The sequence below is a fragment of the Pseudoalteromonas sp. NJ631 genome, from assembly GCF_000276645.1.
GTDB classification, from domain to species: domain Bacteria; phylum Pseudomonadota; class Gammaproteobacteria; order Enterobacterales; family Alteromonadaceae; genus Pseudoalteromonas; species Pseudoalteromonas piscicida.
The window spans coordinates 71,821-86,369 of sequence record NZ_AKXJ01000012.1 but is presented as its reverse complement, the minus strand read 5'-3'; the positions used below and the strand labels follow the sequence as shown (position 1 = coordinate 86,369).

The 14,549-nt window shown below is 41.4% G+C and carries 11 protein-coding genes and 2 tRNA genes; 6 read left to right on the top strand and 7 right to left on the bottom strand.

Features of this window, described 5'->3' with window-relative positions:
* The first annotated feature begins 25 nt into the window (after positions 1-25).
* The gene (locus tag A587_RS0117785) at positions 26-229 is read left to right on the top strand and encodes a CPXCG motif-containing cysteine-rich protein (RefSeq protein ID WP_010604612.1); all 204 of its coding nucleotides are present in this window, start codon (positions 26-28) and stop codon (positions 227-229) included.
* Between the two features lie 124 nt (positions 230-353).
* Here A587_RS0117785 and A587_RS0117775 read toward each other — a convergent pair whose 3' ends face one another.
* Positions 354-995, bottom strand: coding sequence for a riboflavin synthase (locus A587_RS0117775; RefSeq protein WP_017218676.1), 642 nt, complete (start codon positions 993-995; stop codon positions 354-356).
* A gap of 175 nt (positions 996-1,170) precedes the next feature.
* On the opposite strand from A587_RS0117775, the gene A587_RS0117770 reads away from it, so the two are divergent.
* The 4 genes from A587_RS0117770 (at position 1,171) to A587_RS0117755 (ending at position 3,788) form a co-directional block, all read left to right on the top strand.
* Entirely contained in the window at positions 1,171-2,529 is a 1,359-nt protein-coding gene (locus tag A587_RS0117770; protein WP_017218675.1) for an MATE family efflux transporter, read from the top strand.
* Positions 2,504-3,499, top strand: a complete 996-nt coding sequence (locus A587_RS0117765) for a DUF3080 family protein (protein ID WP_017218674.1) — start codon at positions 2,504-2,506, stop codon at positions 3,497-3,499. The genes A587_RS0117770 and A587_RS0117765 overlap by 26 nt, the downstream gene beginning before the upstream one ends.
* Positions 3,500-3,623: 124 nt before the next feature.
* Positions 3,624-3,700: transfer RNA gene (locus A587_RS0117760), tRNA-Val, on the top strand.
* Between the two features lie 11 nt (positions 3,701-3,711).
* A tRNA-Val gene (locus A587_RS0117755) sits at positions 3,712-3,788 on the top strand.
* Positions 3,789-4,159: 371 nt separating this feature from the next.
* On the opposite strand, the gene A587_RS0117750 is transcribed toward A587_RS0117755, so the two are convergent.
* The 3 genes from A587_RS0117750 to A587_RS0117740 are packed head-to-tail and all read right to left on the bottom strand — an operon-like array spanning position 4,160 to position 6,009.
* Complete coding sequence (locus A587_RS0117750) at positions 4,160-4,588, bottom strand: GNAT family N-acetyltransferase (RefSeq protein ID WP_026001046.1); 429 nt, start codon at positions 4,586-4,588, stop codon at positions 4,160-4,162.
* A 57-nt stretch (positions 4,589-4,645) separates the two neighbouring features.
* A complete protein-coding gene (locus A587_RS0117745) occupies positions 4,646-5,638 on the bottom strand; it encodes an NAD(P)H-quinone oxidoreductase (RefSeq protein ID WP_017218672.1) in 993 nt (330 codons plus the stop codon).
* Complete coding sequence (locus tag A587_RS0117740) at positions 5,620-6,009, bottom strand: hypothetical protein (RefSeq protein ID WP_010371595.1); 390 nt, start codon at positions 6,007-6,009, stop codon at positions 5,620-5,622. Before A587_RS0117740 ends, A587_RS0117745 begins: the two co-directional genes overlap by 19 nt.
* Positions 6,010-6,143: 134 nt before the next feature.
* Here A587_RS0117740 and A587_RS0117735 point away from each other — a divergent pair, with 134 nt between their 5' ends.
* On the top strand, positions 6,144-6,980 hold the full coding sequence (locus A587_RS0117735; RefSeq protein ID WP_017218671.1) for a hypothetical protein: 837 nt from the start codon (positions 6,144-6,146) through the stop codon (positions 6,978-6,980).
* A 64-nt stretch (positions 6,981-7,044) separates the two neighbouring features.
* Here the strand turns inward: A587_RS0117735 and A587_RS0117730 are convergent, their stop codons facing one another.
* The 3 genes from A587_RS0117730 to A587_RS0117720 all read right to left on the bottom strand — a co-directional run bounded on the left by A587_RS0117730 (position 7,045) and on the right by A587_RS0117720 (position 14,519).
* The gene (locus A587_RS0117730) at positions 7,045-9,726 is read right to left on the bottom strand and encodes an ATP-binding protein (RefSeq protein ID WP_017218670.1); all 2,682 of its coding nucleotides are present in this window, start codon (positions 9,724-9,726) and stop codon (positions 7,045-7,047) included.
* Between the two features lie 104 nt (positions 9,727-9,830).
* Positions 9,831-12,071, bottom strand: a complete 2,241-nt coding sequence (locus tag A587_RS0117725; RefSeq protein ID WP_017218669.1) for a TonB-dependent receptor — start codon at positions 12,069-12,071, stop codon at positions 9,831-9,833.
* Between the two features lie 204 nt (positions 12,072-12,275).
* The gene (locus tag A587_RS0117720) at positions 12,276-14,519 is read right to left on the bottom strand and encodes an NAD(P)-binding protein (protein WP_017218668.1); all 2,244 of its coding nucleotides are present in this window, start codon (positions 14,517-14,519) and stop codon (positions 12,276-12,278) included.
* Positions 14,520-14,549: the final 30 nt, after the last annotated feature.

The following is a 14,549-nucleotide window of genomic DNA, read 5'->3' as shown; positions in this document are numbered from 1 at the left end:
TTTGGCCAATTCAGGTGGAGGGCCAATGAAAAACCTATATCAACAACGTATTGAATGTCCTCATTGTGGACATCATATTTTTGTCAATCTCGATACAAGTGAAGGCGATCAGGACTATTACGAAGACTGTGCTGCTTGTTGCAATCCAATACACCTAAATATGCACTTAGACCAACTGCACAATAAGCTTGAGCTTAGGGTTGATAGCGACGACGAACAAGTATTTTAACCAAAGCAGAACTACTATGGATAAAGGGCAGCTCATTTGCGAGCTGCTTATAATGTTGGCGCAACCTCAGCCTGTACTTTTTGTATCTCAAGATAGACGTAAAGGGGATTACTCGGGCAAAGTACTAGCTGTGCTTCAATAAAGTTTGCTTCTTCATGTAGTTTTCCACGGTATTAATAATCGTGTAGGTTTGTTGGTCAACCTCTATATTTACAGTATCTCCCACACACATCGTACCTAAATTCGTAAGTGCCAGCGTTTCAGGTATTAGGTGTAACCAAAATCCGCTATGATCAAGCTCCCCCACTGTCAGACTCGCACCGTTTACCGCGATAAAGCCTTTGTACATAACATACTTATGCCACGCTTCTGGCAAGGCTATATGCATCCTACAGTTGCCTTCGTTGCGATGTATTTCACTGATCTTCGCGCTTGTTTGAATATGGCCTGAAATTATATGACCGCCGAGTTCTGTACCAAATGTCATCGAGCGCTCAAAGTTAACTTGCGACCCTCTTTGTACTTCACCTAGATTAGTGAGTCTCAATGTTTCATCAATCACATCAAAGCAAACTTGCCCTACCACATCATTTTCTGGCTGTTCGAAGTGCACCACCGTTAGGCAGCATCCATTAATTGCAATGCTCGCACCCAAGGTCAGCTTATCGAGGTATTCAGCACCAACAGAAATAACTAATTTTAAAATATTATCGACCTGCTTCGCCGACACCACCGTCGCTTTTGTTTGAACAATTCCTGTAAACATATCTACCCTCTTAATTTATCCTTGAGATTGTAGCGAAATCGCACTAAGAGATGTACTTAATTTGTATAGAATATCCAACTAGATAAAAATAGTTGCGACTGCTAGCCGCAAAATTTTGCTAAAAACAAAGCACTAAAATAAACTAACGCTTTTACGCCTTAAGTAGTATCTCACCATGAATTTTTCAACTTGGGAAGCCAGACGCTTGCTTCAACTTGCGATCCCCGTTTTTCTCGCTCAAGTTACGTTAGTCTTAATGACCGTCGTTGATACGATGATGGCAGGTCAAGTCAGTGCTGAGGACTTAGCTGCTCTTTCTATTGCTACGGGTGTTTGGAACCCTTTGATTTTTAGTTTACAAGGGATCTTACTTGCACTTACGAGTATTGTTGCGCATTGCCATGGTGCTAATGACACTGCAGGGATCAAACGATTTTTCCAGCAAAGCTTGTATCTTGCTTTAGCGCTTTTTACCGTTGGTTTGGTTTTAGCGAACTTTACTTCTATGGTTTTTTCAAATATCGGGGCAAGTGAGAATGTTCAGACCCTCGCTCAAGGCTATATTGATTTTGTAAAATGGGGTCTATTGGGCTTTTTGATCTTTACGGTATACCGCAATGTCACCGAAGGGGTTGGCCAAACAAAGCCTGCTTTTTACATCAGTATTGTTGGTCTTTGTATCAATGTCGTTGCTAACTATATTTTCATCTATGGTAAATTTGGCGTGCCAGCGCTTGGTAGTGCGGGCTGTGGCCTAGCTACATCTATCGTACTTTGGTCAATGGCAATTGCACAGTGGGTGTATAGCTTGAAGAGTAAACACATAGATGGAAAGGCCCTCATCAGCGGTTTTACCAAGCCAAGTCTATCTATGATGAAATATGTTGCTGCACTTGGCTTTCCAATTGCATTGGCAACCTTCTTTGAAGTTACGCTATTTGCTTGTATTCCTTTATTTATTGCAGATCTAGGTCCTATTTCCGTATCTGGTCACCAAATTGCTGCCAGCGTCACTACTATGCTGTTTATGATGCCATTGAGTTTGTCGATGGCTATTGCAATACGGATCGGCAACCTAACTGGACAAGGAGCCTTAGACCAACTTAAACTTTCAGTGAATACCGCGTTTCTTTTGGCCACCTTAATTGCACTATTTGTAGCACTCATTACGTATATAGGAAGAGATCAGATTGTTTGGCTCTATACAAACAATACTGAAGTAGCCGCTCTTGCAACCAGCATTATGGTGCTGGCTTGTTTATATCAATTACCCGATGCATTACAAGTCTCAGCAAATGGTGTGTTAAGGGGGCTCAAATATACTAAACCAATATCTTGGGTTACCTTTGTATCATATTGGCTAATTGGGTTTTCATTAGGCTATGTATTAGCAAAGACCGATTTAATAACGCCTGCAATGGGTCCTCAAGGCTTTTGGATTGGTATTATTATTGGCTTGAGTACGGCGGCAGTATTATTGGTGACATGCGTAAACAAACGGGTGAAATTTGAGATTAATCAAGCGAATAGCTAGTACGCTATTACTTTTTACTTTGGCCGGCTGCAGCAAGCAGCCGAGCGATATTGCTGTTGAATATCAACAACGTTTGGCGAGCGCCACTGACATAGAGGTGGTACTCCCAGCACTACTTTACAATCCGGAGGTTCAAAAAGTGCCATTGCCGACAAGTGAGCTAACTATCTCTATGTTAGACATCGCGACCGCTGGACACTGCAAAGTCACAAATCTCATCGCTGCGCACAATAATCAATTAGGGAAAGTAAGTTACCCAAGCGAGCGCTTGAAATACACCATCTTATTTATTCAGCAAGCGCCTCACTGCATCGAACACCCAAAAACGAGCGATGAGCTGAAACAAACATTAACTCAAGCCGCACAGGAAAAGAAGCAGCAGCTTTCACGTTACTTTCTTCATATGATGACATTTGAAAGAGAATTGGCAAGTTTGAGTTTGTTAATCGCTGAAGAAGTACCACTAGAGCTGCCAGCAGCCCACAGCAACATGCTAGAGGCAGTTAACGAGCTCACAGAGCTGGCAATAAACATGGATACGCCAGAAAATCTCAACCCAGTCACACTCACACCCGCTTTAAAGGTGCTTTCTCAGCGATTTATCTCAACTTTAGTGACGAGCGTTCGTAAACAGACTCAACTGAATAATGCGACTACAAGCCAATTACAAAAACTTAGGCTAAGAGATGACATTTGCAAAAGTGGCGAAAATAAAAAGCAGGCACAGATCATAAACAATATCTTCAACAAATATTATTTATCCGTTCTTCAGCCTTATCAGGCGATGCTCTCTCTTTCTATGGAAGAGTTGATCACAGCCTGGCAACCTATCCACCTATTGTATCAAAATAATAACCTTGCCGATCCGCTCACGCTTCAACAACACTTGGATAACCTTAAAGATTCTGCGAAAGCACACGTAAAATGGTGGCAAAAATTTTACGAGCTGTGTGAAATCCCTCCAGTATGAACAAAAAAAAGGCAAACAATCAAAAAATTACTGAAAGCCGCTTGATCCGTTAGCTGAGTCACTATATATTACAACGCGTTGACAGGCACAGACCTGAAAACAATTAATAAGAAAATGTTATTGTACGACCGTAGCTCAGTTGGTTAGAGCACTACCTTGACATGGTAGGGGTCGGTGGTTCGAATCCACTCGGTCGTACCAAATCTTATAATACAACCGTAGCTCAGTTGGTTAGAGCACTACCTTGACATGGTAGGGGTCGGTGGTTCGAATCCACTCGGTTGTACCAACCTTAGATCTAATTCAAATAAAGAAAAAGCACTACCTACTCTCTATAACCCGCGCCAAGAGTCGATAATTCGGATCCACTCAGTTGTACCACTCCACAATATTTACTATCTAGTTAAATCCAAAAAGAAAAAGCATTACCTACTCTCTATAACCCGCGCCAAGGGTCGATAATTCGGATCCACTCGGTTGTACCACTCCCAATATTTACTATCTAGTTAAATCCAAGAAGAAAAAGCACTACCTACTCTCTATAACCCGCGCCAAAAGTCGATAATTCGGATCCACTCAGTTGTAACTCTTCAAAAGCTGTCTATAGCTAGAAGTAACGCCCCTCGCTATTACTTATCAGCCAAGAAAAAAGTTGAGAATTCAAATGTTAGAGCTTTTAATGGGGTCTACTGCAAACTTCTTTGTCATTCCTTGACTCGCTGGAGATACAAGGCGGTAACCCAGTTTTTCATAAAAAGCAGGCTCGTCGGCAATCATTGAAACATATGAGCCCGGCAAAACATTTGATGCTAAGTAACCATCAATATATTCCATTACTGTACGCCCTAATCCCTGCCCTTGATAAAGCGGATTGACGGCAACATCGACAATTTCAAAATTGCAACCTCCGTCTCCAACCACCCGGCCCATTGCCACAAGTTGTTCGTTATGTCGAATTGCAACCCCATATAATGAGTTAGGTAGTCCCCTTGTGGCTGCTTCTAGAGATTTTGCAGATAATCCAGCGGCTATTCGCAAATCACAATATTCCTCTGGGCAAGGTACTTTCTCTTCAATTTTGAACGTCAAAATAATCACTCCTCTAATCACTAAGAGTGATAGCATAACAACTGTATAAATAAACAGTCAACTAACTCTAACTATCACCTTCCCGAGATTCTGGTTGTGTTCGAGAATATCGTGGGCTTGCTCAATTTCATCCCAATATAACTCCTTATATATTGATATCTTCATCGTCTGATCCGACAGGTCCGAGCCAAACTCATTCAGAAAATCTTTCACTAATCCCCTTTTATAGCTCAAGGAGCGATTTCTTAACGTACTTCCATGCAAGTTAAATCTTTTCGCGAGTAACTTGGCAAAGTCTAGCTCTGTATATCTTCCGCCTAGCATTGCGAGCATCACACAGTGACAATCCATTGCTGCAACTCTTAGGTTCGCTCTGAGGTATTCACCGCCAACTGGATCAAGAATGACATTTGCTTTCAAACCAAGTTTTTTCATTTCTTCAGCAAAATCACAGTCTAAATAATTAATCGTGTGATCTGCACCCAGACACTTTGCGTACTCGGCCTTTTCCTTGCTACTTTGGGTAGTAATGACCGTTGCACCAAGCCTTTTTGCAATCCTTATGGCAGCACTGCCAACACCCGAAGCTCCACCATGGCATAGTAAAATCCCATTAGAATTTAGCTGCCCTGTTCGTACAATCGCATCATAGGCCGTAAGATATACTTCAGCTAAGCCTGCCGCATAGCTCAACGACAAGCCTTCGGTTAACGGCATGAGTAATTCACTTTGTGCAACCACGTACTCAGCATAGCCACCGCCAGAGGTTAAACAGAACACTTGATCACCAAGTAAATGTTCAAGCTCAGGAGACGCTACTTGAACTATCGTTCCAGACACTTCCAGACCCAAAATCTCACTATCGCCTTCTGGCGCAGGATATTTCCCCTGTTTTTGCAAAATGTCTGCTCTATTAACCCCAAATGCATGCACTTTGATTAGCACTTGCTTTGCACTCAATGCTGGTGTTTCGGTATATTGGATTTGAAGCTGAGAAGATGCGTGACTGATATAACGCATCTTCTTTGGGATCACTGAACTTTTTTCCATACTTCCTTCTCGACAAACTTACCATCTTCATACAGTTCATGATGCCATAAATTACCATCAATCTTGTAGCTGAATGACATCGTTCGACCGAGTAAAGTAGTAACATTTCCATATTCATAGGTTTCGATAAATCTATCTCCCTCTATTTTGTAACTCCCCCCACCAGCGTATTTAAACTTTCCTTCGCTTTGCGTAATGTAGCTGTGGTGAGCCTCAGTAATTAACTTTATCGACGTCAAGCTCGGCGCTTTCGCTGATACAATGCCATCTGTGGTGGCATATTTTCCCTCAACAAACTCCCAAGTACCTAAAAGTGGGTTTGCCAAAGCAACAGGACTCAATAACAATAAACTAAGTGCGGTGACTTTCATCTTATTTCCTTTTAACGTTGTTTTATTCAGTTTTACATAATCATCCAACGAGGTCAGTTGAGATAATCTCAATATCAAGAATGAAATGATGCGTTCTCAGGTCTATTTACGAAGTAACCCTTGTAGAGAAAATAATGAAATTATTAATGCTAATACTGTCGTTCAATTTAATTGTCGCTACACAGGCAACCGAAATTGAAATCGAATATAAGGGCTGGATAAGTAGCAGTGATAGACAACATGTAGAAACTTGGCTAAAGCGCGGTGTTGAAACAACAGAGTCTTCCTTGGGAGCACTGCAACAGCAAACACTTCCATTTATTATTGAACCGAGCTTATTCGCATCTGAGCCAGTGCCATGGGGCACGGTTCAGCGTGGCAAACCCGATGCTATTCTACTCCAAATCAAACGATTTACCTCAAGCCGAGTGCTGATTAAAGATTGGACCTTGTACCATGAAATTGCTCACCTTTATCATCCTTTGCTTGACCACTCAGATTTCTGGCTTGCAGAAGGACTTGCTACCTATTTACAAAATGTCATTATGCTAGAGAACGATATTTTTAATGTTGGAGAGTTTCGTACAAGATTAATCTCAGGGCTCAGCCGAGGCGCAAAAAATACACTAATGAATAAAGGGGCACTTAAAAGAGTGAGCGAACATATGTGGTCATTAAACGCGCAGCAAAGAGTCTATTGGAGTGGGGTTGCATTCTTTATAGAAGCAGAAATTGCACTACAGGATATGGACAATAAGAATACTATCAGAACGCTTATTTCCTCATTTCAGCAGTGCTGTAAAGGCAGTGTAATATCGGGAGACAGAAACAGTGGACGTTTATTTATTGCAAGCCTAGATAAACTATCCAAAACTACCATATTTTCCAATCTATATGCTAACTATAAGCAGCGGAAGGATTTCCCTAACTTAAGTAAGACTCAAATCTATAGTCTGCAGCCATTAAGATAAAGTGTTTTATAGCATCCTTGAACGACCACTCTATCCGCTATAAATATTTATAAGGCGTAGAAAACTAAGCTTGTTTGGTTTGCTGCTTTTCTGACTCAATAGCGGCTGTCATTGCGCCAAGTAATTCAGTTAGCTGCACTTCCACACACTCGAGTTGTTTATTCTTCAGCTTAACATCCAACTCGTTTGCGATTTTATGAATATCAATACAATCAAACATCGCAGCAGTGCCTTTAATCGCGTGAACTGTTTTTGCTAACGCATCGTAATCCTGATACTTAGCTTGATTCTTGATCTGAATGATTTGCTCATGCAGCCCAGAAATATACTGTTGCTTTAACTGATAAAACTCGGCTTCAGGCAGATCAACTTCCTCATCGACTTGGATATCCAAATAATAGGCTATTTTTTGACTGAATACGACTCTATCGATAGGTTTTGCGAGATGATCACTAAATCCAAGTTTTAAATAACGCTCAATTTCATGCTGCATGGTGTTGGCAGTTAATGCAATCACAGGTGTGCTACAGCCAGTGGCCTGAATAAAGCTAAACGCCTGCTCACCATCCATTACCGGCATTTGAATATCCATTAATATCAAATCGAAATCACCATCTAGTACCGCCTGTACCGCTAGCTGACCATTTTCAACCGCCGTCACAGATAAGCCCATACGCTCTAAAATACGCTTAATAAGCTTACTATTGTCTGTGTTATCTTCAGCTAATAACACTTCACCTTTAAGCTCTTGATTTATTTCATCAGGTATTGTGCCTTGTTCACGAACATCGCCAATTTGAGCGAGACTTTGCACCCACTTTGTTTTCTCGGTGGTATATAGGCCAACAGTAAGAGTAAAGGCAGTACCTGAACCTACCTCACTTTCTACCGAAATATCACCATCTAACTTCCTCGCTAAGCTTTTGGAAATATTTAGTCCAAGCCCTGTCCCACCATATTTCCTTGATGTGGAAGAGTCGGCTTGATAAAACGCACTGAATAATTCTTTTTGCTCATCCGCTGTCATTCCTATCCCGGTATCTCGTACCGTGATCATAAGGCGCTCGTTTTGACACGCCACATCAATCGAGATTTTACCAACCGTCGTGAACTTCATTGCGTTAGATGTGAGATTTAGTAATATCTGCCGCAATCGAGTGGGATCAATAACCACAAAATCAGGCAGTGGAAAGTGATAATTCAATGCAAACTCAAGCCCTTTATCTCTAATTTGCTTACCCAATAACGAATCGACATGCGCAATTGCTTGAAAAAGGTTTGACTCCACCAACTCAACTTCTAGTTTATTAGCCTCAATTTTAGACATATCCAAAATGTCATTAATTAGTCCAAGTACATGGCGCGAGTTTTGTAAAATAACGGAGATTGCGTGATTTCGCTCATGCGGCTTAATATCTCCGAGCATAATGCCATCGGCATAACCAATAATTGACGTCATTGGTGTTCTTATTTCATGGCTCATGTTCGCCAAAAATCGACTTTTTGCCTCACTAGCATCTCTAAGCTCTGAGGCCACCTGCTCTAACTCATAAGTACGTTTTAACACCTTTGCTTCAAGGTTTTTGTTTAGTTCTATATTTTCTTCACTGGTAATTCTAAATTTGTCCGCAACCGCGAAAGCCAACAGTAATGCATCAAGCGCAGTACCTATTAAACCGTAAAGATATAAGTTACTCGACGATTCTGGCAGCAAACTTAAGTTAGTTAAATTGCCCACCATATTGGGGATCGCCATTGCGATATATGCCATCACAAAATAGCGAGCTGGCTTAAAGCCCTCAACCCAGCGCTTAATACCGACAAATAGTCCGAAACAGAGCGCTAATCCCGTTACCAATGTTGCCCAAATAAAGCCAAAACCTGGGAAAAGAATACAAAACGGTAGTCCAAGGGCAGCTATCACTCCGAGCCAGATAGAAATCGACACATAGTTTGGATGAACATCCTTGAGTTTTAAAAGATGGATATAAAATAACGCGTTGGTTAATGGCGCAAGCGTAAAACCTAACCAATGTAAGTTTGCAGAGTAAAACCCGAATAGCTCGTCGGGAATATGAAAGAAATGGCTCCACGCAAATACCCACACGCAAGTAAATAATGCGTAATAAAAATGAGTGATATCTTTAGAGCCGATGTAGATTAATAAGTTATAAAGCCCAAGAACAATGCCTACACCAAAACAAAGCGTCATGATAAGGTTTTCATAGACCACCTCCTGCTGAAAGTCTCTCAGAGGCTCAATGGTCAACTTTACAGGGGTGTAAAAGAAATCACTCTCGAAGAGCGTAACGATATAATAATCTTGGTTTGGTTCTAACGTGACTTGGTTACCATAATGAAATGCAAATTCATTTTCGACCTTGCCCCCTGAAAAAACTCGCAAGACCGTCTCTGGTGTATATATCCTCGACTCAATTTTGCTCAATACCGTATTGTATGGATAGAGCACAAATTCATTCAACGGCGTCTCATTTCTGACTTTAGTCACCAAGAAATAACGACCAGAAAACAGCGCTCTCTTCTTTAGTGGCTCATGAATAGATTCCCATGCACTCAACTCATCCCAGCTTTGAGGAAACCTTGTACTGGAACTTGCCTCATAAGCCTTTCCAACGTGATGTAAATTTTGATATTGCCAAGGCTGCGTCAATTTCAACACAGTCTGATCTGCATAGGCGAAACTAGAAAACAGAATTATGCTGAAAATGATCAGTAATAAACGCATTCTAGCCAGTTACCCTAGTAAAGTTACCTGTGGTTCGGTATTTTATCTGCAAGTTTTCTACCCCCAAGTCAGGTGACTTATCTCTATATAGTGCTCAAACAAAATCAAAAGCGATATGTTACATCCATGCCTATCCTTCTTCCCTCACCTTTAAAGTCTTCCAACATTCCCAAAAAGCTACTTAGGTCAAACTTAAGATGGCTATACTCTTTATCTAAAAGATTTTTACCCCAAATACCTAACTGCCAGTCTCTATACTCCACCTGTAGATTGGCATTCCAAAGCATATAACTGGGCTGCTTAGCATAGGGAGATTCGTTTTGGTCAAAGTAATATTCGCTTTGATAATCAAATGCTATTCTACTTTTTATACTAACTTCATCCCAATTAAATGCATAATTTATTTGTCCAGAGATATTCCATTCGGATGTAAACGGTAAGCGATTGTCGGTCAATACCACGCCAACTGGATCAATAAATTCCTCAAAGTTAGCTTCAGGTATATACCCTATATCCAAGCTTATCTGAGTTTGCTCCGATAGATACCAAGTGTTTTCTATTTCAGCACCATAGATTTTTGACTTACCTACGTTTTCAAGTAACTGATAAGGCGGTGCTCCAGGTACTTCTGAAGCCTGATTCATAAATACCTGTTGGTCTTTATAATCATAGTAAAAAGCGGCCAAATTTGTACGAAGTTTAAGCTCATTAAATAACAGCTTTGCTCCTATTTCATGAGCGATTAGTTCTTCGGGGCCATAACTTGCCTGTATCGCGGCATCCTTCGAAATAAGGAAGCCACCGTTATAGCCGCCGCTTTTTGCACCATTAGATAAACTATAATAAACACTTTTATCTGGTTTAACTTTATGGATAATTGACAACTTTCCAGACAAATTACTATCGGACTCTTTTCCCTCAATGTCGTAGGCAGGGACTAAAATGCCAGCGAGGTTATCTCCAAACGGTACATTTAGGTATGAGAAAGAGTCATAATTTACCTTTTCATCGCTGTACCTTACTCCTACAAGTACATCTGTATGTTCACTGATTTCATATTCATATTGGCCAAACAAAGCCATTGATTTTACTTTGATATCATTGTCATAGAAAAAGGTTGCCGCACTAGCACCATTAGGGGTTCCCCTAAAATCACGTAATAAGTCATTGAAATTATCTTGGTAAATACGCTCTTCTAGTTGAAATAAGCCTACCGTCAGAAAGCCGGTTTCCATACTTTGCTCAAACCTAAGCTCATTCACCAGCTTTTCATTTTTAAGCCCTAACTCACCTTCACATAATGAAAATGGACTTCCATCACAATTAAACCCATGTATCCTATCTAAGCGATTGAAAGCCCCAAGATAAATAAGTTGAGACCGGTCATCCAGTGCATACGCGACCTCTGTTGTAACACCTTTGCTTATACTGTGATGTTTTTGATAATTATTGACCCGCACAGCCCAAAAATCGTCGCTGCCAATATTAAAGCCAAGCGCATCAACGCAGTTGCTAGTGCCCGCTTGCGCTGGAGAACATAATGAACCATCCAAAGGGTTTGAGAATAATCCGATATTCCCGACCGGCTGAACCAGTCCATTCCAATGACCATAATCTAATTTCACAAAAACACTGAACTTATCAAACTCGCCAAAATAAATTAGTCGAACATCATTTTGTTCCATATACGCCTCAGGAGCGTCAGGCTGTAAGTTATACGTTGTGTACTCATAGTTATTGTGGCTTGTGGCAAGTCGCACCGCGCTATTTTGATCTAGGCTATAGTTGAGCATCGTACGTGCTCTTGTTAAAGAATCCGAACCGACCCCCACACTGACAGAAGCAAAATTACCATCTGTTGGGCGCGCCGTGCGCACTAAAATTGCCCCCCCAGTGGTATTTCTACCAAAAAGTGTACCTTGTGGACCTTTCAATACTTCTACTTGCTCAACATCAAACAAGTTAATGATTTGATTATTCGCAGACCCAACAGATATACCATCTAAATACACCCCAACCGGAGAAGTGTTGGCCGTATTGTAATCGACAAGTCCGACACCTCGAATGCTGACCGCTGGAGGCGTGCCCTCAGCTGCATTTTGACTGATTTTTACATTCGCAACTAAACTACCCAGTTCGGTCGTATCTTTCAGTGCCGCGTCAGTGATGACTTGTCCGGATATGGGTTTAACAGCGATAGCAACATCATTGATAGATTGCTTTCTTTTTTGAGCGTATACCTCAATGACTTCGATTTCTTCTTCGACTTGTGCTGACGTTTCCATCGAAACTACTGAGAGTAATGTTAGTGTTATCGTATTTAACAGCACATTTGGATGTGGCATAGTTTGAATCCCGAGCTATATCATGCAATTGCACTATCAGTATAGCTGAATTAAAAAGACCCCCAAACAAATGAACCCGATTACCTTTTTAAGGTTCAAGTTATCGTTCATAACGCATACAAATTATACCCAGATGGGATTTAAGCCCTGCAAATTGCAAGGCTTGAAATGTAGTTGGGCTACTCCGTCAGTATGACTAACTACTCAAACGTTAAACGGCTCAAACCCTGATTCTCCACTAATGCTTTGAGGATATCCGGTGATAGCTCTACTCGTTTGCATGCCAGCCATCACAGCAGCTTCAACACAACCTGCATTGACACCGGTTTTAATCCAATCTCCGGTAATGTAGAGGTTTTCAAAGATGCTGCCGTCCGTAGGCAGTCGAAATTGACTGCTATCAACAACACTTAACACATAACGCTCACTGGGGTCGACATTCACCCTCCAATACTGAGTATTGAACCTAACTTCGCCTTCCTTATTATCAACATCAAACAATACGTTCCAATCGAAGTCGTCACCATGATAAGCCTCTGGCCACAGTGGCTGCATCTGTAATCTAAGCTTTTGCAATGCGTTTTCTTTTACCTGAGCTTTCATGCGTTCAGGAAACTCATGATCGCTCGGAGGTGGATAATCTACGCAGGTAAAAGCACTACAAAAGTAGGCAATGTTCTTAGGCTGAGTATTTGGCCAATCTTCAACCTCAAGTAAATTAGACATCGCAGCCCAAGTATCAAAGGGTTGAGAAAATGCGCTTAATATTGGTGGCTCATTACTGCCAGAAGGGTTGTGAAAACCCAGTTCATTGTCAGTTTTAGTGAGCCACAACTGTAAAGCTTGAGTCGCAACAGTTTTGACCTTTTCGGCTTGCAACTTTAAGTTGTTATCTTTAGCCAATAATTGCTGACAAAGTGGCTCAAGACCTGCCACTGAGATCCCAAAAATCACTAAATCAAAATCAGTACCTTTATTTAGTGTTTTTCTCGGTAACCTCTGTCCAAATGCTTGTTGGTAAACCGTCTCCCAATTAGACCAGTAAGACTCTAGGTTAATCTCATGTTCTTTAAGTAGTGCCGCTTGCTGCGGGTCAATTTGCTGCCACAGTGGAAAGCTTGGCCAGCACGGCAAGTCTTTGACTAATTCCAGAGGCTCGTAACATTGCGATTCCTTTAGTTTAACCTGTTGAATTAATTGAATACTATCAACATAATGACCATCATCATCCTGTGCACAATGTAACGATTCAACCTGATGAAAAAACGCAAACTTAACGCCTCGATGTTTAAGCAGCTCATAGATAGGAGAGAAAATAATATCTCCCATCCCCGCTTGCATTTTCCACATCACGCCACCGCGATAACACAGCATAATCCGAAGCATAGCCAAAGCCGAAACTCCCGCTTCGACATTCGGCTTTTTAAAATCACCGTCCTCATAGCCAAAAACGAGGTCATAAAAGCCGCGGACAGGCGCAGACTCCACAGACAGCGATTCATTTGCGCCATTGCGCTTGAGCCACTGTTTAAAATCGTATCGATCAAGATAACCAAACCCTCGTGAATAGACTTTGTCACGGAGCATGCCTATGGTCATCGCAACACCTAAATCTATACATATATACAGACGTCTAATGACAGGGTTGTCATCAATTAAGTCGTTTACTTCAGACTGCAACCAACGCCTAATTTTTCGAACCATATACCAAACAACTAAGTGATCTTTCTTATTCTCTAAACGATGATCAGCTTCACGCACCGTCAAAAAATTACTGAGTTGCGTTATTAACAGCTTTGGTGTGGATACAACCTCTTGAACATGGTTTTCTGCGTCATCAAATAAGGTCTTGGCTTTATCTTCTACGCTATCAAAAAAGCTTTTAACTTCCTGTCCCAAGTGAGCAAGCAGCGCTTTATCTCTTTCTTTTTTAGTTTTGAATTGTGTGGATTTGTGCGTTTTCTCAACTTCACACTCCAAATCATCAACCCACTTGTGTAGCCAAGCCGCAAGTAATTTTAAAATCTGCCAAAAATGTAAATCGAGAGTGCCATTTGCTGGATTACCTGGGATCTCAGGGAAATCTACTGACCAAGTTTGCCATTGCTGGTCGATATATTCTTGCAACACCACCAAACTATGCGGTTTTAGTGCTTGTTGCCAAGTGTGAATGGGGATATCACTTGAGCGCTCAAGCTTATTATAAACTGTCTCAATTGCCCTAAAAGAATTGACATAGGCACCAAACCAAACGTGAAGACCATGCTCCTCTATACGCTCGCCGTATTCAGCATTACGACCACTCGCCCCTTTGCCCCCCAAACGCCAACCTTGCTGATAAACGGTAATATCGTAGCGCTCTTGCCAATCTTCTTGTTCAGTCATGTATACCGCAGCTGTCATCGCCGAAACGCCGCCGCCAAGTATTGCTACTTTTTGTTTACTCATAAGCCTTCCTTTTTCAAACGTGTTGACGAG